This is a genomic window from Massilia sp. UYP11 (assembly GCF_050434805.1).
Classification (GTDB): Bacteria; Pseudomonadota; Gammaproteobacteria; order Burkholderiales; family Burkholderiaceae_D; genus Telluria.
This window is the reverse complement of sequence record NZ_JBNDJE010000002.1, coordinates 336,240-354,972: the sequence shown is the minus strand read 5'-3', so window position 1 is coordinate 354,972 and position 18,733 is coordinate 336,240. Positions and strand designations below refer to the sequence as shown.

At 68.1% G+C, this 18,733-nt stretch carries 17 protein-coding genes; 10 read left to right on the top strand and 7 right to left on the bottom strand.

Going from position 1 to position 18,733, the window contains the following annotated elements; translation table 11 throughout:
* Positions 1-87: 87 nt before the first annotated feature.
* From ABIB38_RS05070 to ABIB38_RS05040, 7 genes are all read right to left on the bottom strand, one after another.
* Positions 88-1,077 (bottom strand): ABC transporter substrate-binding protein, encoded by a 990-nt coding sequence (locus ABIB38_RS05070; RefSeq protein WP_429202304.1) that lies wholly within the window; start codon positions 1,075-1,077, stop codon positions 88-90.
* A 45-nt stretch (positions 1,078-1,122) separates the two neighbouring features.
* A complete protein-coding gene (locus ABIB38_RS05065; protein ID WP_429202302.1) occupies positions 1,123-2,445 on the bottom strand; it encodes a Rieske 2Fe-2S domain-containing protein in 1,323 nt (440 codons plus the stop codon).
* 255 nt (positions 2,446-2,700) lie between these two features.
* A complete protein-coding gene (locus ABIB38_RS05060; protein ID WP_429202301.1) occupies positions 2,701-3,285 on the bottom strand; it encodes a MarR family winged helix-turn-helix transcriptional regulator in 585 nt (194 codons plus the stop codon).
* A gap of 97 nt (positions 3,286-3,382) precedes the next feature.
* The gene (locus ABIB38_RS05055) at positions 3,383-4,156 is read right to left on the bottom strand and encodes an ABC transporter ATP-binding protein (protein ID WP_429202299.1); all 774 of its coding nucleotides are present in this window, start codon (positions 4,154-4,156) and stop codon (positions 3,383-3,385) included.
* An 11-nt stretch (positions 4,157-4,167) separates the two neighbouring features.
* Positions 4,168-4,989 (bottom strand): ABC transporter permease, encoded by an 822-nt coding sequence (locus tag ABIB38_RS05050; RefSeq protein ID WP_429202297.1) that lies wholly within the window; start codon positions 4,987-4,989, stop codon positions 4,168-4,170.
* Positions 4,990-5,006: 17 nt separating this feature from the next.
* Entirely contained in the window at positions 5,007-6,005 is a 999-nt protein-coding gene (locus ABIB38_RS05045; RefSeq protein WP_429202295.1) for an ABC transporter substrate-binding protein, read from the bottom strand.
* A gap of 372 nt (positions 6,006-6,377) precedes the next feature.
* On the bottom strand, positions 6,378-7,280 hold the full coding sequence (locus ABIB38_RS05040; RefSeq protein ID WP_429202294.1) for a LysR family transcriptional regulator: 903 nt from the start codon (positions 7,278-7,280) through the stop codon (positions 6,378-6,380).
* 270 nt (positions 7,281-7,550) lie between these two features.
* Here ABIB38_RS05040 and ABIB38_RS05035 point away from each other — a divergent pair, with 270 nt between their 5' ends.
* From ABIB38_RS05035 to ABIB38_RS04990, 10 genes are all read left to right on the top strand, one after another.
* Positions 7,551-8,693: a 3-hydroxybenzoate 6-monooxygenase gene (locus ABIB38_RS05035; RefSeq protein ID WP_429202838.1), complete on the top strand. Its 1,143-nt coding sequence runs from the start codon at positions 7,551-7,553 to the stop codon at positions 8,691-8,693.
* A 59-nt stretch (positions 8,694-8,752) separates the two neighbouring features.
* A complete protein-coding gene (locus ABIB38_RS05030) occupies positions 8,753-9,571 on the top strand; it encodes a class II aldolase/adducin family protein (RefSeq protein WP_429202293.1) in 819 nt (272 codons plus the stop codon).
* 56 nt (positions 9,572-9,627) lie between these two features.
* The gene (locus ABIB38_RS05025; RefSeq protein ID WP_429202291.1) at positions 9,628-10,608 is read left to right on the top strand and encodes a Bug family tripartite tricarboxylate transporter substrate binding protein; all 981 of its coding nucleotides are present in this window, start codon (positions 9,628-9,630) and stop codon (positions 10,606-10,608) included.
* A gap of 57 nt (positions 10,609-10,665) precedes the next feature.
* Positions 10,666-11,709 (top strand): gentisate 1,2-dioxygenase, encoded by a 1,044-nt coding sequence (gtdA, locus tag ABIB38_RS05020; RefSeq protein ID WP_429202289.1) that lies wholly within the window; start codon positions 10,666-10,668, stop codon positions 11,707-11,709.
* Between the two features lie 35 nt (positions 11,710-11,744).
* A complete protein-coding gene (locus tag ABIB38_RS05015; protein ID WP_429202287.1) occupies positions 11,745-12,446 on the top strand; it encodes a fumarylacetoacetate hydrolase family protein in 702 nt (233 codons plus the stop codon).
* Positions 12,447-12,469: 23 nt separating this feature from the next.
* The gene (gene maiA, locus ABIB38_RS05010) at positions 12,470-13,120 is read left to right on the top strand and encodes a maleylacetoacetate isomerase (RefSeq protein WP_429202286.1); all 651 of its coding nucleotides are present in this window, start codon (positions 12,470-12,472) and stop codon (positions 13,118-13,120) included.
* 190 nt (positions 13,121-13,310) lie between these two features.
* A complete protein-coding gene (locus tag ABIB38_RS05005; RefSeq protein WP_429202284.1) occupies positions 13,311-14,375 on the top strand; it encodes a porin in 1,065 nt (354 codons plus the stop codon).
* 35 nt (positions 14,376-14,410) lie between these two features.
* Positions 14,411-15,388 carry a Bug family tripartite tricarboxylate transporter substrate binding protein gene (locus tag ABIB38_RS05000; protein ID WP_429202283.1) on the top strand — a complete coding sequence of 326 codons (978 nt, stop codon included), beginning with the start codon at positions 14,411-14,413 and terminating at the stop codon, positions 15,386-15,388.
* Positions 15,389-15,432: 44 nt separating this feature from the next.
* On the top strand, positions 15,433-17,214 hold the full coding sequence (locus ABIB38_RS04995; RefSeq protein WP_429202281.1) for a thiamine pyrophosphate-binding protein: 1,782 nt from the start codon (positions 15,433-15,435) through the stop codon (positions 17,212-17,214).
* A 32-nt stretch (positions 17,215-17,246) separates the two neighbouring features.
* A complete protein-coding gene (locus ABIB38_RS04990) occupies positions 17,247-18,719 on the top strand; it encodes an aldehyde dehydrogenase family protein (RefSeq protein WP_429202280.1) in 1,473 nt (490 codons plus the stop codon).
* Positions 18,720-18,733 lie beyond the last annotated feature (14 nt).

The following is an 18,733-nucleotide window of genomic DNA, read 5'->3' as shown; positions in this document are numbered from 1 at the left end:
CGATGTCTTCCATCGGCGCGTCGCGCACATCGCGCGCCCGCGCCGCATCGAGGGTATCGTCGTGTTCGAACCTGGCCGGGCCGCGGCTCAGATCTTGTACGACTCGTAGGTGGCGGGATGGAACAGCTCGTCCACGTCCATCAGGCGCGCCGACAGGCCCTGCGCGTGGTGTGCGCGCACGAAGGTCTCGAGGGTCTTGCGCGCCGGCTCCACGCCGTACGACCAGTAGTCCGCGCCCATCAGCTCGCGCGCGGCCTTGAGCTGCTCTTCGACGAAGGGCAGCGTGACTTTGGTGGCCGAGGTGTCGGCCAGCTTGTCGAGCGCCGCGTCCTTGGCCTGGCCGAAGGCCTTGGCAACCGCGCCCGGCAGCCATGGATGCGCGGCCGCCAGTTCCTTGCGCACGCCCACCACGTGCATGATCGGGAACACGCCGGTGCGTGCGTAGTACTCCTTGGCCGTGGCGGTCGGGTCGTCGAACAGCCAGCCCACGTTCGGGTTGCGGGCCGCCGCGCCGCTGGGCGGGCGCGGGGCGATGAAGCCGTCGATCTCGCCCGCGTCCAGCATGTCGGAGATGGTGCGGTCGGGCGGGGCGCTTTCCATCTCGACGCCAGGCGGCAGCTGCAGCTTGATCTTCTCGGGACGGCCCGGGGTGTCGATCCCGCCGCGCACCCAGGTCACGTCTTGCGGCGCCACGCCGTAGTCGTTCTGCAGGATGGCGCGCGCCCACACGATCGCGGTCAGCTGGTACTCGGGAATGCCGATGCGCGCGCCCTTCAGGTCTTCGGGACGCTTGACGCGGTCCTTGCGCACGTAGATCGAGGTGTGGCGGAAGGCGCGCGACAGGAACACCGGGATCGCCACATAGGGGCTCTCGTCGCGCGAGGCCTTGACCAGGTAGCTCGACAGCGACAGCTCGCTGATGTCGAATTCACGGTTGCGGAAGGCGCGGAAGAAGATCTCTTCCGGCGACAGGGTCATGTAGACCGGATCGACGCCGTCGATCTGGACGCTGCCGTCGAGCAGGGCGCGGGTGCGGTCATAGTCGCCCATGGCGACGGAAAGGTTCAGCTTGGCCATGCGTGTGTCTCCTTGTGATTATTGGTCTGAGCGGGCAGTCGGCGCTCAGTCGTTCGGGCCGTCCGTGTTGTACGACGGCTCCAGGGCGGCCACCGGCCGGGTCCAGATGTACTCGGCCTCGTAGTTGCGCCAGTCGACGGTCTTGGGCACGATCGCCTGGTACGACACGTCGCGCGGCGGGATCCGCAGTTCGCCGGTGCCGATGGCCGCTTCGCCCTGCTGGAAGGCGGCCAGGGCGTCGAGCATGCGGCGCCGGAACTCGACCACCGCGATGTCGCTGGCGCCGAGGCGCTCGCGGGTGCGGTCGGCCACCGGGCCCATGGTCACCCACATCGCCAGGTCCTGGTTCGGGAAGCCCGTGATGCCGGTGAAGTTCCCGGCCTTCATCTTTTCGCGGTCCTGCATGAAGTTGTTCTCGCGCGTGCGCAGCGGGCGGTACTCGGCGTCGAGGTCGACGCCCACGCGCTGGCCCAGGAACTTGCGCCAGGTCTCGGTTTCCGGCGTCTGCGAAGGATGGCCCCAGGCGATGAAATAGAAGGCCGTGCAGGTGTCGTCACGCGGCACGTTGATGTTGGCCACGTTGTACAGGTTGTTGGGCGGGATCAGCGCGGTGGCCGGCGCCACGAAAATCGTCGAGCGCACGTAGTCGTGGGTCGCGGCGTTGGCGATCGGGCGCCGGATCGCGGCATAGCGAAAGCCATAGCCGGTGCGCTGGACCTGCATGCGCGGCGCCTTGTCGGTCGACGGCCGCAGCCAGTTCTTGTCGGTGGCTTCGGCGCTGCTGACGCGGGCCGGCACGAAGTCCGACGAATGCAGGCTCGAGCTGTGGGCCGAATCGATCGCGCCTTCCAGGATCTGGGCCCAGTTGCACGGCACCAGCACCTTGGCGATGCTGACCCGGGTATCGGCGGTCGGCGCCCAGGCCGGCGGTGCGAACTCCGGCACGGCGTCCTGCGGGCCCATATAGGTCCAGACGAAGCCGCCCCATTCCTTCGTCGGGTAGGCCAGGTGCTTGACCTTGTCGGCCATGCAGCTCGCCGCCGGCTCGGACGCCATCTCGATCACGTTGCCGCGCACGTCCATCTTCCAGCCGTGATACAGGCAGCGCAGGCCGCCGTCCTCGTTGCGGCCCAGCGCCAGCGAGGCCTTGCGGTGCGGGCAGTATTCGTCCATCACGCCGACCTCGCCTTCGGTATCGCGAAACACCACCAGGTCTTCGCCGAACATGCGCGCCCGCACCGGCGCGCCGTCCGGTTCGCTGACCTCTTCGATCAGGCATATGGGCTGCCAGTGGCGCCGCATCAGTTGACCCATCGGCGCGTCGCCCTCGACGCGGCACAGCAAGTCGTTTTCTTCCTTGGTCAGCATGTCTCTCTCCGGATTGTCGAACGCCGGCCGCTGGCGGCCATGCATGAATAAACTTAGATCTCTAAGTATAAGTATAGGATCGGGCAAACGGTTTGTCCAGTGCGTTCCGGGGTTTTTCGCGCGCGGCGGGCAGGGACGGGCGCGCGCGGGCGCGCCGCCATGGCGCTGGCCGCGGCGGCGTGAAGGTCGGCGGGGGGAGGGAGGGAATGAGGCCGCGCGGCGGCCGGTGGACGAGGGTGCGGGCGCGGGCCCGGCTTACTTGGCGGCGCTGCGGGCGACGATGTCGCCGAGGCGGCGGGTGGACGGCATCTTGCGCGCGACGTCGGTGGCTTCGCGCTCGTCGGCCGCGAGATTCTTGATGATGTTGAGCAGCACCTTGCGGGTGACGCGGATCTCTTCCTCGCTGCTGCCTCGCATGCTCACGTCGTTGACCTCGACCGCCAGCGGCACCAGCTTGCTTTCCAGCGCGCGGCCGGCCTCGGTCAGGAACACGTACATGTTCTTCTTGTTTTCGGGCGACTGGCGGCGCTCGATATAGCCCAGTTTTTCCATGCCGGTGAGGGCGGCATAGGTGGTGGGCTCCATCACCCCGGCCGCCTCGCTCAGCGCGCGCTGGGTCACGCCGTCCTTGCCCCACAGGATGCGCAGGAAGGTCCAGTGGCCGAACGAAACGTCGTGCTCGATCAGCCGGATCTGCAGGGCCCGCACCAGGGCGCGGGTCGCGTCCTTGACCAGGTGGGCGAGGCGGTCGTCGAAGCCGCCGTCCTGCCAGTGGTTGAGGATGGCTTCGGTTTCGTTGTTCGCCGCGGTCTTGGTCTTGGTCTTGGTCTTGGTGCTCATGGGGGCAATGCTGCGTCGTCGGCTCGGAACCGTCATTATACGAGGCGCCGGCGCGCGGTCGGCGCGCGGACCCGCCGACCGCGCGCCGGCCGGCCGTTCACGCGGTTTCCGCGAACGCGCTGATGCTGCGCTCGAAGGCCGACAAGACCTCGGTCTCGATCGCATGCAGCTCGGGGCTGCCGTAGACGCGCGGATGCGGCAGGTCGACCTTGATCACCTGGGCGATGCGGGTCGGCTTGGGCGTGTACACCACGATGCGGTCGGCCAGGTAGCAGGCCTCGACGATGTCGTGGGTCACGAACACCACCGTGCGGCGGTCCTTGAGCCAGGCGTCCACCAGTTCCGAACGCAGGCGGCGCGCGGTCAATTCGTCGAGCGCGCCAAACGGCTCGTCCATCAGCAGCAGGTCGGGATTGCGGATGTAGGCGCGGGCGATGCCGACCCGGTGCTGCATGCCGCCCGAGATCTGGTGCGGATAGAAGTCTTCGTAGCCGGACAGATTCACCAGTTCCAGCACCTGGCGGATCCGTTCGTCCTCGCCGGGCACGGCGCGGCCGCCTTCGGCGCGCAGCGCGAAGCGCAGGTTCTGTTCCACCGTGCGCCACGGCAGCAGCCGCGGCTGCTGGAACACGTAGCCGTAGTGCGGCTTTTGCCGGGCTACCGGCACGCCGCCCACCTTCACCTCGCCGCGGGTGGCCTCCAGCAGGCCGGAGATGCAGTTGAGGGTGACCGACTTGCCGGAACCGGATGGGCCCAGCAGGCACACGAATTCGCCGTTCGCGACCTCGAAGCTGACGTCGTCGACCACCAGCAGGGGGCCGGTCGCGGTGTCGAAGACCTTGGTCAGGCCCTGGATGTCAATGCTGCTCATGTGATGTCCCTTTATGCTTTCTTCCAGCGGGTGATGAAGGCTTCGATGGGCTTGATGATCAGCCATTCGGACAGCATCATCAAGAGCACCAGCCACAGGGTCCAGGCGAAGACCTCGGTCGGTCGGCTGAATTCCCAGCCGACGAACAGCTTGTAGCCGACCCCGCCGCCGCCGGCGCCGCCGGCGAACAGTTCGGCCAGCACGCTGATCTTCCAGCACATGCCGAGCATGGTGCGGCTGGCGCTGAGCAGGTACGGGGTCAGGCTCGGGAACACGATGTGGCGCAGCACCATCGTGCGGTTGGCGCGCACCGATTCGCTCATGCCGAGCAGCAGGCCGTCCACGTTCTTGAGGCCGGCGGCCACGTTGAACGAGACGATCGGGAAGGCCGCGACGACGATCGTAAACACCACCGAGAACGGGGTCAGGCCGAACCAGATCAGCGCCATCAGCGCCCACACCACATAGGGCACGGTCTGCACGAAGTTCAGGATCGGGTTGGTGAACGATTCCATGCGCGCCAGCGCGAAGCCGATCAAGGTGCCGAACACCAGCGAGATCACGGCGCCGATCAGCACCGAGCGCGCGGTGGCCAGCGTGGCCGGGATCAACAGGCCGTCCTGGTGCAGCAGGCCGATGGTGTCGAGGATGTCGCCCAGTGGCGGGAACACATAGGCCGGCTGGGTGGCGGCGATCAGCTGCCAGACCGCGACCAGCACCAGGTAGGGCAGGATCGCGACGGCGGTGCGCCTGAGGCGCGCGCCCCACGGCGACGGGGCGGAATGCTTGGCCGCGGCGCCCGACGGCGCCGCGAGGGTTTGGGAAGTCATCATGGCATCGGCTCCCGGCATCACAGCTTGATCCAGAACTCGCTGGCCTTCACCGGCGAACGCAACTGCCGCGCCTCGAGCATGCGGTCATACAGGTTCTGCGCGATTTTGATGGTGGCGGGATCGTTCGGCGTCTTGATGATGTTCGGGATGTACGGCAGCAGCAGCTCCTTCACCTGGGCCGGCGTGAGCTTGATCTCGGGCATGACCTCGGTCAGCGCCGTGGCCGCCGCATCGGTGTTGTCGGCGAGCCTGGCCATGGCCTGCTCCATCACATCCACGAACTTGGCGGCGGCGGCCTGGTTCTTGGTCACGAAGTCCTTGCGCGCCGCAATGACGAGCGCCAGGAACGGTTCCTTGTAGTGCGACCGGTACAGGTCGTCAGGCTTGAACATCACCTTCACGCGGCCGCTCTGGATCGCCGGCGTCAGGTAGGGTTCATACAGGGTGGCGGCGTCGATGTCGTTCTTGCCCAGCGCCAGCAGGATGGCCGACGGCGGCAGCGTGGACACCTTGACGTCGCGCATCAGGTCGACATTGACCAGCTTCAGCGCCGCATAGGTGGCGCCGTAGTTGGTGCCCGACAGCGAGACCACGCCATAGCGCTTGCCCTTGAGGTCGGCAGGCACCTTCAACGGCGAGGCGGTGGGCGTGACCACGGCCCAGATATCGGCCGGCGTCGCGGCCCGCAATACCTGCAGCGGCACCCCGGAAGAATACAGCTGGGCCGCGTTGATCGCGCCCATGTTGATGTCCACGTCGATCGCGCCGGCCTTGAAGGTGTCGTACTTCTGGTTGGACTGGACGAAATTCTTCAACTGCACGTCCAGGCCGGCGCGCTTGAACGAGCCATCCTTCATGGCCAGCGCCAGCGCCGCAGCCGAGACATCGGTCGAGACGGTGCTGCCGACGATGATCCTGGTCTGGGCATGGGCGCTCAGGGCCACGCCGGCGCTGAGCAGCATCGTGCCCGCGACGCGCGCGGCAAGGCCTGCGAACTGGTGAAATCCGTATTTCATGTTGTGTCTCCTCGGCTGTCTTCATGTGTGTGAGATGTCTGGCGCGATGTGCTTGCAGAGATCGGCGCGACCTGGCGTCGTCTTGCTTTATTTAGATCTCTAAGTAAAATATAAGACAAGCCGCTGGCTTTGTCCAGCACACATGTGCGCCGTGCGCGCCAAATTGGTCGCGCGGTCCGACAGGAGGGAACGATGCAGGTGACAGCGCCGGAGCTAAAGTACTCACCCGTCAATAAATGTGTTTTTGGCTGCCAGAACCGGCGCGTTGCTGCGTTGGCTCCTGCTTGCAGTGCTCGCACTGCGGCGCAGTCGCCGCCTTGCACCGCATCCGGTTCTGTTTGCCAAAATTCACATTTATTTCCGGTTGAGTACTTAATCGGAGAAATCGCGGAACAGGTCGGCCACCGTGCGCCGCAGCCAGATATTTCCGGGCTCCGCATGGAAGCGGTCGTGCCAGTGCTGCTTGACCGCGTAGCTGGGCAGGTCGAAGGGCAGGGCCAGGATCTGCACCTGTTCCTGCGTGCGCAGCGTCATGCCGAGCATCTTCGGCACGATCACCAGCAGCTCGGTCTCGGCCACCACCCGCGCCACGCCCAGGAAGCTCGACAGGTTCAGCACCACCTCGCGCTGCACGCCCTGCATCGCCAGCGTCTTGTCGACGATGGTGTGACCGGTGCCCGAGGTGCTGACCCGGATGTGCGCCTCGGCCAGGAAGGCCTGCCTGGTCGGTTCGCCGCGGATGCGCGGATGGTTGCTGGCCGCCAGGCACACGAAGTTCTGGGTGAACAGCGTCTTCTGGTAGAAGCCCGCTTCCAGGTGCGGCATGAAGCCGATCGCCATGTCGACTTCTCCCGATTCGAGGCGCTTCGGACTCTCGGGCGTGATCTTTTCGGCCACCACGCTGACCTTGGGCGCCACGCGCCGCAGGTGGTTCATCAGGCGCGGCAGCAGGACCACTTCCGAGATGTCGGTCATGCACAGGCTGAACTCGCGCTTCGCCTCGCTGGGAACGAACTCGGTCGGCGCCAGGCGCGCCGCTTCCAGCGTGGCCAGCACGGCGGCCAGCTGCGGATGCAGCGCCTGCGCGCGCGGCGTCGGTTCCATGCCGTGCGAGGTGCGGATGAACAGCTTGTCGTCGAAATGCGCGCGCAGTTTGTTGAGCGCGATGCTCACCGTGGCCTGCGCCAGGCCCAGCCGCTCGGCCGTGCGCGACACGCTGTGGCTGGTGAAAATACCGTCGAAAACCTGCAGCCATTCCAGGTCAAATTTGGCCATGAGCCATGTCTCCTTCGTCGTTATGATCGTGCCTTTATTGAAAAACATAATACAGCTAATTACCTCAGCGATTTGCGCAAGGCAAGGCGGCAGGCGACACTTGTTGCGATCCGGACGGTGCCGGGCCCCAAAAAGCGGCGCCCGGCGCACCGCCGGTACCTGCCCTGCATAGATGGGGTATCAATAAATGGAAGCAAGCAGGAGGCGCCATTGGCTGCGCAAGACAACAGTGAATTATCGATCGTAATAGTAGGTGGCGGCATCGGCGGCATGGCGGCGGCGCTGGCGCTGTCGCGCCAGGGAATCCGCATTACCCTCCTCGAACAGTCCGCCGAGATCGGCGAGATCGGCGCCGGCATCCAGCTCGGGCCGAACGCCTTCGCCGCGATGGATGCGCTGGGCGTCGGCGAGAATGCGCGCCGGCGCGCCGTGTTCACCGAGCGCCTGGTGATGATGGACGCGGTCGACGGCGCCGAGGTGGCCACCTTCGAGGTGGGCGAGGCCTTCCGCCAGCGCTTCGGCAACCCCTATGCCGTGATCCACCGCGCCGACATCCACCTGTCGCTGTACGAGGCGGTCAGGGAGTCGCCCCTGATCACCTTCCACACCTCGGTGCATGCGGTGGACGTGGAACAGGACGGCCGCAGCGCGACCGTGATCGATCGCGCCGGACGCCGCTACACGGGCGACGCCGTGATCGGCTGCGACGGCGTCAAGTCGGTCATCCGCGACAAGCTGGTCGGAGACCGGCCGCGCGTGTCGGGCCACGTGGTGTACCGCGCCGTGGTGCCGGTGGACGAGATGCCGGAAGACCTGCGCTGGAACGCGCCGGCGGTGTGGGCCGGTCCCAACTGCCACCTGGTGCACTACCCGCTGCGCGGCGGCCAGCAATACAACCTGGTGGTGACATTCCACAGCCGCGAAGAGGAAACCTGGGGCGTGCGCGAGGGCAGCCAGGAAGAAGTGCTGTCCTACTTCACCGGGATCTGCGAACGTCCGCGCAGCCTGCTCGACAAGCCCACTTCCTGGAAGCGCTGGAGCACGGCCGACCGCGACCCGATCGAGACCTGGAGCCAGGGCCGCATCACGCTGCTGGGCGATTCGGCCCACCCGATGCTGCAATACCTGGCCCAGGGCGCCTGCATGGCGATCGAGGATGCGGTCACCCTGGGCGAAGCGATCCGCCACTGCGAAGGCGACCTCGACGCCGCCTTCGGGCTGTACCAGCGCTCGCGCGCCACGCGCACCGCGCGGGTCGTGCTGTCGGCGCGCGAGATGGGCCGCATCTATCACGCCAAGGGCATCGAGCGCCACGTGCGCAATGCGCTGTGGCAGGGGCGGCCGGCCGAGCGCTTCTATGACGCGCTCGAATGGCTGTACGGCTGGCGGGCCGAGGACTGCCTGGCGCCATGATCGCTCCAACCTTACCCCCACCTTCGGCGGCGAACCTTTCATCATCAAGGAACAGAACCATGTGTCAGGACAAGCATCACGATCAGCACGGCTTCACCCAGCAGGCCCGCGACCACGCCGACGGCGCATCGACGGCGCCGGCGGCGCAGGTCGCCGAGCTGGTGACGGCCAACCACATCCTGTACGACCAGGGCGTGCTCGACGCTTTCGGCCACGTCAGCGTGCGCCACGCGGAGCAGCCCGACCGCTTCCTGCTGGCCCGCAATATGGCGCCCGGCCTGGTGCAGGCGCAGGACATCGTCGAATTCGACCTCGACGGCAATCCCTTCAATGCCGCCGGGCGCGCCATCTATCTCGAGCGCTTCATCCACAGCGAGATCTACAAGGCGCGGCCCGACGTGGTCGCCGTCGTCCACAGCCACTCTCCCTCGGTGGTGCCGTTCAGCGTGTCGAAGACCTCGCCGCTGCGCGCTACCTGCCACATGGCCGGCTTCATCGGCGTCGCGGCACCGGTCTACGAGATCCGCGACCATGCGGGGGAGGGCAGCAGCCTTCTCATCACCAGCCAGGAGCTGGGCCAGTCCCTGGCCGGCACCCTGGGTACGCGCTCGCTGGTGCTGATGCGCGGCCACGGCTCGACCGTGGTGGCCGACTCGCTGCGGCGCGTCGTGTACCGCGCCGTGTACACCGAAGTGAACGCGCAGATCCAGTCGGCCGCGCAGCAGCTGGGCGAAGTCACCTTCCTGTCCGAAGGCGAGATCGCCGAGACGGTGCGCGTGATCGAGACCCAGGTCGTGCGGGCCTGGGATTTCTGGAGCATCAAGGCCGGTGCGACGGCCCGCGCGCTGGCCGAGCAGCAGGCCCGGTTGGGCGCATGAACCCATGACGCGGCGCCGCAGCGCCGCCCCTGAAAAAAACAAAACAGGAGACACCCATGCATCACATCACCCGCAACGCGGTCGCGGCGCTTGGCCTCGCCGCCGGCATGCTCGCATCTAGCCTGGCCGCGGCCCAGGACTATCCGAACAAGGCGGTCACGATCGTGGTCCCGTTCAGCGCCGGCGGCGGCACCGACACCATGGCGCGCGTCATCGCCGAAGGCCTGAACAAGGCGCTGGGCCAGCCCTTCGTGGTCGAGAACAAGCCGGGCGCCGGCGGCAACCTCGGCATGGCCGCGGTGGCCCGTGCGCCCAAGGACGGCCACACGCTGCTGATGGTGACCAACAACATCGCGATCAATCCGTCGCTGTACAAGAAGGTCAACTTCAACCCGACCAAGGACTTCGAGCCGATCGCCATCGTCGGCAGTTCGCCGGTGGCGATCTCGGTCCACCCTTCGCTCAAGATCGACGACCTGGCCGGGCTGGTCAAGTACGCCAAGGCCAATCCGGGCAAGCTGTCCTATGCCTCGTGCGGCGCCGGCACCCCGCAGCACCTGGCGGCCGAGCTGCTGGCGCAGATGACCGGCATCGAGATGATCCACGTGGGCTACAAGGGCTGCGCCGGCGGCCTGCCCGACCACCTGTCGGGCCTGGTTCCGGTCTCGTTCAGCACCATCGCGATCATGGCCCCGCACGTCAAGAGCGGCAAGATCAAGGGCATCGCCGTCACCGGCTCGGCGCGCTCGCCGCACACGCCCGATCTGCCGACCGTGAGCGAGGCGATCAACCTGCCGGGCTACGCGATCGACGTCTGGTTCGGCCTGTTCGCGCCGGCCGGCACGCCGCAGCCGATCGTCGCCAGGCTGAACGCCATCGTCAACAAGGAGCTGGCCACCGCCGGCGTCAAGACCAAGATGGCCGAGCAGCAGTACGACGTGGTGGGCGGCACCCCGGCCGCGCTGGCGGCCAGGGTCGGCCAGGACATCCCGCGCTACCTGCAGGTGATCCGCAGCGCGAACATCACTGCCAACTAATTGGCCAACCGATCGGCCAACTAGACGGCCGGCCGATCGGCCACCCCGGAGACTGCCATGAACGAACGCCAAGCCCTGTACGACGCGATGTCGCCACAGCACCTCACGCCGCTGTGGGAGTCGCTCCATTCCCTGGTGCCGCGGGAGCCCCGCACCCCGTGCGTACCACATCTGTGGGCCTACCAGGACGTGCTGCCCTTCCTGATGCGCGCCGGCGAGCTGATCTCGGCCGAGGAAGCCGTGCGGCGCGTGCTGATCCTGGAAAACCCGGCCCTGCGCGGCCAGTCCAGCATCACGCAAAGCCTGTACGCCGGCCTGCAGCTGATCATGCCGGGCGAGATCGCCCCCAGCCACCGCCATTCGCAGAGCGCGCTGCGCTTCCTGGTGCAGGGTTCCAGCGCCTACACGGCGGTCGACGGCGAGCGCACCACGATGCGCCCGGGCGACTTCGTGATCACGCCGTCGTGGACCTTCCACGACCACGGTAATCCGGGTGTGGAGCAGGGCGGCGAGCCGGTGGTCTGGCTCGACGGCCTGGACATCCCGACCGTGCGCTTTTTCGATGCCGGCTTCGCGGAAAACCATCCCGAGAAGGAGCAGCCGGTGTTCCGGCCGGAGGGCGACAGCCTGGCGCGCTATGGCGCCAACATGCTGCCGCTGCGCTATGACGCGCCCTACGGCATGACTTCGCCGGTGTTCAACTATCCGTACGAACGCACCCGCGAAGCGCTGGCCAGGCTCGCGCACGGCGGCCCGGTGGACGAGTGGCACGGCGTCAAGCTGCGCTACGTGAACCCGGCCACCGGCGGCTGGCCGATACCCACCATCGGCGCCTTCATGCAGCTGCTGCCGAAGGGCTTCGCCGGCAAGGCGCAGCGCGGCACCGACGGCACCGTCTATTCGGTGGTCGAGGGACGCGGCCGCGCCATCGTCACGCGCGGCGACGACGAACACGTGTTCGCCTTTGGTCCGCGCGACCACTTCGTGGTGCCGTCGTGGTATGCCGTGCGCTTCGAGACGACCGAAGAGACCGTCCTGTTCAGCTTTTCGGACCGCCCGATCCAGCAGGCGCTGGGCATCTTCCGCGAGCAGCTCCTGTAACAACCACTTCAACCGACGACCGACCAGGAACCACCATGACCACAGCTTACGCCTTCCCTCCCGCGCCCATCGCCGCCGTCCCGGTGGCCGGCGCCGCCACTGCCTTCCCGGTGCGCCGCATCTACTGCGTCGGCCGCAACTACGTGGAGCACGCCCAGGAGATGGGTTTTTCCGGCCGCGAGGCGCCATTCTTCTTCTGCAAGCCGGCCGACGCCGTCGTGCCGGTGGCGCCGGGCGAGACGGTGGCCATTCCCTATCCGTCGCAGACCGCCAACCTGCACCATGAGATCGAACTGGTGGTGGCGATCGGCAAGGCTGGCCGCGACATCGCCGAAGACCAGGCGGCGGCCCACATCTTCGGCTATGCCGTCGGCCTCGACATGACCCGGCGCGACCTGCAGATGGACCTGCGCAAGGCCGGCCGTCCCTGGGAGCTGGGCAAGGCCTACGACCAGTCGGCGCCGATCGGCCCGATCCATCCGATCGCCGCGACCGGCGAGATCGCCAAAGGCGCCATCCGGGTCGACGTCAACGGCGAAAAGCGCCAGCACAGCGACATCACGAAGCTGATCTGGAACGTCAACGAGACCATCGCCTACCTGTCGCGCTACTTCGAGCTGCAGCCGGGCGACCTGATCTTCACCGGCACGCCGGAAGGCGTCGGCGCGGTCGTGGCGGGCGACCTGATGACGGGCAGCGTCGAGGGACTCGGCGAGATCCGCGTCCGGATTTGCTGACCCCGCACGACAGGGACGAACCGATGGCCTACGTACTCCACAATTACTTTCGCAGCTCGTCGTCGTACCGCGTGCGCATCGCCCTGAACCTCAAGGGGCTGAACTACCGCTACGCGCCGGTGCACCTGAACCGCGACGGCGGCGAGCAGTTCGGCGCCGGCTTCCGCGCGATGAGTCCTGACGCCGTGGTGCCGGTGCTCGAGGCCGACGGCATCCACCTGCTGCAGTCGAGCGCCATCATCGAATGGCTGGAAGAGACGCATCCGGCGCCGGCCCTGCTGCCGGCGGCGCCGGCCGAGCGGGCCTGGGTGCGCGCCTTGTGCGCGACCATCGCCTGCGAAACCCACCCGCTGAACAATCTGCGCGTGCTCAAGTACCTGACCGGGCCGATGGGCCTGGACGAGGAGCGCAAGGCCCGCTGGGCGCGCCACTGGTGCGAGAACGGCCTGGCCGCGGTGGAGGCCATGCTGGCGCGGCGCCAGCGGGCCAGTCCATTCTGCCATGGCGATACGCCCGGGATGGCCGACGTGTTCCTGGTGCCGCAGATGTTCAACGCCCAACGCTTCGGCGCCGACCTGTCCGCGTTCCCGCTGGCCGGCGCGATCGTCGAACGCTGCGACAGCCTGCCGGCGTTCGGCGCCGCCCACCCGGCGCGCCAGCCGGACGCGGAATGACCCGCATCCTTTCAACCCGGACAAGGAGCCCGATGCGCCACCAGATCCACCGACCGACGTCCTGAGGGGCCATGCCCGTCAGGTAGCACTGCCATTGCCCTGGTAAGACCCCATGCCGACGCCACCTGGATGCCGGCAGGGCAAGTTGCACCCCAAAAGAAGTCAACAACAAAACATCAATGGAGACAATATGCACCTGGCACGAACCAGTATCGCCCTCGCAAGCGCCGTCCTCGCCCTGTCGACGACGGCCCATGCCCAGACCAACGTCCAGCTCTACGGCCTCGTGGATGCCGGCGTCGAATACGTCAACAAGGTCCGCACCGGCGGGGTGGGCTCGCCCACCGACGACATCGTCCGCGTGCAGTCGGGCAGCGCCCAGAGCTCGCGCTTTGGCCTGCGCGGGCGCGAGGACCTGGGTGGCGGCCTGTCCGCCGTGTTCGCGCTCGAAAGCGGGATCGCCATCGACACCGGCAGCCTGAGCCAGGGCGGCCGCCTGTTCGGCCGCCATGCCTACGTGGGCCTGAACCACAAGACCCTGGGCGAACTGCAGCTGGGCCGCCAGGCCAGCGTGGTGTACGACTACGGCGTGCAGTACGATCCGGTCACGGCGACCCGCTATTCGGCCGTGGTGTTCGACCTGATGTATGCCGGGCGCGTCGACAACGCGGTCAAGTACCTCGGCAAGTTCGGCGGCCTGAACGTCGGCGCCCAGTACAGCGTCGGCTACGACAGCCTGATCGCGGGCGGCAGCGAGGTGGCGGGCGCGTCGCGGGTCGGCCGCCAGATGGGCGTGCATGCGAGCCAGGCGATCGGTCCGCTGCAGTTCGGGCTGCTGTACGACCGCCAGAACGGCGCCTCGGTCGGCACCCAGCACAATACCCTCGAGCGCATGACGGCGGGCGCCTTCTACACCGTCGCGCGGCTCAAGCTGTTCGCGTCCTACCAGCGCCAGCGCGCCGAGACGCCGGCGCTGCGCCGCGACACCGACCTGTACTGGGTCGGCGCGGTGCACGCCGGCCCCAGCCCCTGGACCTTCAGCGGCGGCCTGTACTTCAACGATCCCGACGGCAGCGCCAACAAGTCCACCATGCTGACCCTGATGGCCAGCTATGCCTTGTCCAAGCGCACCGACCTGTACAGCGAGGTCGCGTTCATGAAGAACCAGGACGCGGCGATGCTTGGCATGGGCGGCGCCGTCAACCCGGGCGACAACCAGGGCGGCGCGATCGTCGGCATCCGCCACCGCTTCTGAGCGCGCAGTGCTGCTCACTTCGACAGGAGACAAGCATGACCATGAACCGCCGCCAATTCGCCGTCGCCGCCTGCACCATCGCCGCCTTGCCCGCGGCGCCGGCGCTGGCCCAGGACAACTACCCGAACAAGCCGATCCGCATCATCGTTCCGCTGCCGCCGGGCGGCTCGAACGACGTGCTGGCCCGCATCCTGGCCGCCAGGATGAGCGAGACCTTCGGCCAGCCCGTGATCGTCGAGAACCGTCCCGGCGCGGCCGGCAATATCGCCACCGACCATCTCGCCAAGTCGGCGCCGGACGGCTACACGCTCGGCATCGCCCCCAACCAGACGGTGGCGGTCAATCCCGTCCTCTATCCCAAGCTGCCTTTCAACGTGCTCAAGGACCTGGAGGGCATCTCGCTGCTCGGCCAGGTGCCGATGGTGCTGGTGGTCTCGTCCAAGGTCACGGCGAAATCGGTGGCCGAACTGGTCGCCCAGGCCAGGGCCGCCCCCGGCAAGCTGACCTATGCCTCGGCCGGCTCGGGCAGCCCGCAGCACATGGCGGCCGAGGTGTTCCAGTCGATGACCGGCACCGACCTGCTGCAGGTGCCCTACAAGGGCTCGTCGCCGGCGCTGGTCGACGTGCTGGCCGGCCTGGTCGACGTGATGTTCTGCCCGCTCAATTCGGCCTTGCCCCTGATCCGCAGCGGCAGGCTGCGCGCGCTGGGCTCGACCGGCAAGGAGCGCCTGGCGCTGCTGGACGACGTGCCGGCGATCGCCGAAACGGTGCCCGGTTATGAGAGCGACATCTGGATCGGCATGGTCGCGCCGGCGCGCACACCGCCCGCCGTGGTGGCCAGGCTCAATGCCGAGCTGCGCCGCGTGCTGGCCCTGCCCGACGTGAAGGCCAAGCTGGCGGAGCAGGGCATCACCGCCAGTTCCAGCAGCGCGGCCGAGCTGACCCGCCTGATCGCGAGCGACCAGAAACGCTGGGCCGGCGTGATCCAGGCTGCCAACATCAAGCCGGAATGACGGCCGGCCGTTTTCGACCTCGACCTTTTTTATCTGGACTCACCATGACCACGACCCCTACGCCGGCGGTGCGCCGCGACATTCCCACCCCGTCGGAGCCGGACGGCACCGTGTGGTGCAGCGACGCGCTGGCCGACATGCTGCGCGCGCTCGACGTGCCCTACGTGCTGCTCAACCCGGGCGCGAGCTTTCGCGGCCTGCACGACAGCATCGTCAACCACCTGGGCAACGAGAAGCCGCAGATGATCGTCGTCCTGCACGAGGAACACGCGGTGGCGATCGCCCACGGCTACGCCAAGGTGGCCGGCAAGCCGCTGGCCGCCATCCTGCACAGCAACGTCGGCCTGATGCACGGCTCGATGGCGATCTTCGACGCCTGGGTCGATCGCGTGCCGGTGCTGGTGCTGGGCGCGACCGGCCCGGTCGACGCCGCCAAGCGCCGGCCCTGGATCGACTGGATCCACACGGCCCAGGACCAGGCCGCGCTGGTGCGCCACTTCATCAAGTGGGATGCCCAGCCGGCGTCGATCGGCGCCGCCCAGGAAGCGCTGCTGCGCGCAAAGCAGATCGCCACCACCGCGCCCCAGGGGCCGGTGTACGTCTGCTTCGACGCCGCGCTGCAGGAGTCGAAGCTGGCGCAGGCGCCGGCGCTGCCGGATCCGGCGCGGTACCGGGCCCCGCCGCCGGCGCGGCCGGCCGACGAACTGGTGGCGCAGGCGGCGCGGCTGCTGTCCGGCGCGCGCCGGCCGGTGATCCTGGCCGGCCGGGTCAGCCGCGACCTCGAGGGCTGGCGCCAGCGCGTCGAGCTGGCCGAGCTGCTGGGCGCCGAGGTGCTGACCGACCTCAAGATCGGCGCCGCCTTCCCGACCGCGCATCCGCTGCACGCCGCCCCCAGCGGCCACTTCCTGAACGAGACCGCGCGCGCGGTGCTGCGCGGCGCCGACGTGGTGCTGAGCCTCGACTGGCTGGACCTGGCGGGCACGCTCAGGCAGGCCTGGGGCGACGAGCCGGTCGGCAGCCAGATCATCCAGGTCTCGGTCGACCACTACAGCCACAACGGCTGGAGCATGGACCACCAGGGCCTGCCGCCGGTCGACGTGTTCCTGGCCACCGAGCCCGAGCCGGCGGTGGCGCTGCTGCTGGGCGCGGTGGAGCGGCGGCAGGCGCCGGCGCCGCAGCGGGCGCCGCTGCCGGCGCCGGCCGAGATCCAGCCGGGCCCGATGACGGTGGCGATGGTGGCCGGCATCCTGCGCCGCGCCGTGGGCGCGCGCAAGGCCTGCCTGATGCGCCTGCCGCTGAGCTGGAGCGGCGACCTGTGGGACTTCGATCATCCGCTCGACTTCCTCGGCTACGACGGCGGCGGCGGCATCGGTTCCGGCCCCGGCATGGCGATCGGCTCGGCGCTGGCGCTCAAGGGCGGCGACCGGCTGCCGGTGGCGGTGATCGGCGACGGCGACTACATGATGGGCGTGAACGCCCTGTGGACGGCGGCCAATGCGCAAGTCCCGCTCCTGATGATCGTCGTGAACAACCGTTCGTTCTTCAACGACGAGATCCACCAGGAGCGCGTCGCGCGCCAGCGCAACCGGCCGGTGGAGAACCGCTGGATCGGCCAGCGCATCGCCAATCCCGAGCCCGACCTGGCCATGATGGCGCGGGCCCAGGGCCTGACGGCCTTCGGCCCGGTCGAGGATGCGGCCGAACTCGAGCGTGTCCTGGCCGACGCCATCGCCCTGGTCGAGGGCGGCGCCGCGGTGGTGATCGACGCCGTCGTGCGCACCGGCTACAGCCCGGCGATGACGGCGGGACTGACGCGGGCCGACTGAACGACGGGCAAACCATTTATTCGAAAGCGATCATGCGCACGAAAGACATTCCTAACGGCATCCTGCCGACGCACCGCGGCCTGTTCTATGGCGGTATCTGGCACGCACCGATGGCGGGCGGCCAGGCCGAGACCTTCAACCCCTGCTACAACGAAGTCATCACGACGGCGCCGGTGGCCGACGGCGCCGACGTCGACGCCGCGGCCCAGGCCGCGCACGCGGCTTTCCCGGCCTGGGCGGCGACGCCGCCGGTGGAGCGCGGCCGCCTGCTGCGGCGCGCGGCGGCCGTGCTGCGCGAACACGCGCAGCCGCTGGCCCTGCTCGACGCGCTCAACAACGGCAATCCGGTCGCCGCGCTGGCCATGGATGCCGGCTTCGCGGCCGACTGCCTGGACTATTTCGCGGGCCTGGCCACCGAGGTCAAGGGCGAGACGATCCCGATGGGCGACGGCAACTTCAACTACACGGTGCAAGAGCCGCTGGGCGTGATCGCGCGCATCGTCGCCTACAACCATCCGCTGATGTTCGCCGCCGCGCGTCTGGCGGCGCCGCTGGCGGCCGGCAACACGGTGGTGGTGAAGGCGCCCGACCAGGCCCCGCTGTCGATTCTGCGCCTGGCCGAGCTGGTGGGTGATATCTTCCCGCCCGGCGTGGTCAACTTCCTGTGCGGCGGCCGCGCGTGCGGCGACGCCATGACCCGCCATCCCCTGGTGCGCAAGGTCACGCTGATCGGCGGTGTCCCGACCGGCCGCGCGGTGATGAAAAGCGCGGCCGACGCGCTCAAGCCGGTGCTGCTGGAACTGGGCGGCAAGAACGCCCTGGTGGCCTACCCGGATGCGCGCATCGACAAGCTGGTGGACGGCATCATCGCCGGCATGAATTTCACGTGGTCGGGCCAGAGCTGCGGTTCCACCAGCCGCGTGTTCCTGCACCAGTCGATCCACGACGAAGTGCTGGAGCGGGTGGCGGCCCTCTTGCCGCAGCGCCACAAGCCGGGCATCCCGACCGATCCCGCGACCACCATGGGCTCGCTGGTGAGCCAGGCCCAGCTCGACAAGGTCAAGGGCTATGTCGCCAAGGGGCTCGAGGACGGCGGGCGCCTGGTCTGCGGCGGCCGGCAACCCGACGACCCGGCGCTCAAGGATGGCTTTTTCTACGAGGCGACGGTGTTCGCCGACATGCAGCCAGGCATGCGCCTGGCGCAGGAAGAGGTGTTCGGCCCGGTGCTGTCAGTCTTCAAGTGGTCGGACGAAGAGGAACTCTGGGCCCAGGTCAATGGCGTCGATTTCGGACTGACCGGGTCGATCTGGACCCAGGACCTGGACACCGCGCACCGGGCGGCGCGCCGCATCCATACCGGCTACGTCTGGCTGAACAACGCCAGCCAGCATTTCATGGGCGCGCCGTTCGGCGGCGTCAAGCAGTCGGGGATCGGCCGCGAAGAGTGCTTCGCCGAGCTGCTCGAGTTCACCTACACCAAGAATGTCAACCTGAAGTTCGGGTGAGCGGGAGGCTGCAC

Coding starts and splice junctions, on each gene's coding strand:
- ABIB38_RS05070 (WP_429202304.1), bottom strand. CDS start 1,077: ATGGCCAAGCTGAACCTTTCCGTCGCCATGGGCGACTATGACCGCACC.
- ABIB38_RS05065 (WP_429202302.1), bottom strand. CDS start 2,445: ATGCTGACCAAGGAAGAAAACGACTTGCTGTGCCGCGTCGAGGGCGAC.
- ABIB38_RS05060 (WP_429202301.1), bottom strand. CDS start 3,285: ATGAGCACCAAGACCAAGACCAAGACCAAGACCGCGGCGAACAACGAA.
- ABIB38_RS05055 (WP_429202299.1), bottom strand. CDS start 4,156: ATGAGCAGCATTGACATCCAGGGCCTGACCAAGGTCTTCGACACCGCG.
- ABIB38_RS05050 (WP_429202297.1), bottom strand. CDS start 4,989: ATGATGACTTCCCAAACCCTCGCGGCGCCGTCGGGCGCCGCGGCCAAG.
- ABIB38_RS05045 (WP_429202295.1), bottom strand. CDS start 6,005: ATGAAATACGGATTTCACCAGTTCGCAGGCCTTGCCGCGCGCGTCGCG.
- ABIB38_RS05040 (WP_429202294.1), bottom strand. CDS start 7,280: ATGGCCAAATTTGACCTGGAATGGCTGCAGGTTTTCGACGGTATTTTC.
- ABIB38_RS05035 (WP_429202838.1), top strand. CDS start 7,551: ATGGCGGCGGCGCTGGCGCTGTCGCGCCAGGGAATCCGCATTACCCTC.
- ABIB38_RS05030 (WP_429202293.1), top strand. CDS start 8,753: ATGTGTCAGGACAAGCATCACGATCAGCACGGCTTCACCCAGCAGGCC.
- ABIB38_RS05025 (WP_429202291.1), top strand. CDS start 9,628: ATGCATCACATCACCCGCAACGCGGTCGCGGCGCTTGGCCTCGCCGCC.
- gtdA (WP_429202289.1), top strand. CDS start 10,666: ATGAACGAACGCCAAGCCCTGTACGACGCGATGTCGCCACAGCACCTC.
- ABIB38_RS05015 (WP_429202287.1), top strand. CDS start 11,745: ATGACCACAGCTTACGCCTTCCCTCCCGCGCCCATCGCCGCCGTCCCG.
- maiA (WP_429202286.1), top strand. CDS start 12,470: ATGGCCTACGTACTCCACAATTACTTTCGCAGCTCGTCGTCGTACCGC.
- ABIB38_RS05005 (WP_429202284.1), top strand. CDS start 13,311: ATGCACCTGGCACGAACCAGTATCGCCCTCGCAAGCGCCGTCCTCGCC.
- ABIB38_RS05000 (WP_429202283.1), top strand. CDS start 14,411: ATGACCATGAACCGCCGCCAATTCGCCGTCGCCGCCTGCACCATCGCC.
- ABIB38_RS04995 (WP_429202281.1), top strand. CDS start 15,433: ATGACCACGACCCCTACGCCGGCGGTGCGCCGCGACATTCCCACCCCG.
- ABIB38_RS04990 (WP_429202280.1), top strand. CDS start 17,247: ATGCGCACGAAAGACATTCCTAACGGCATCCTGCCGACGCACCGCGGC.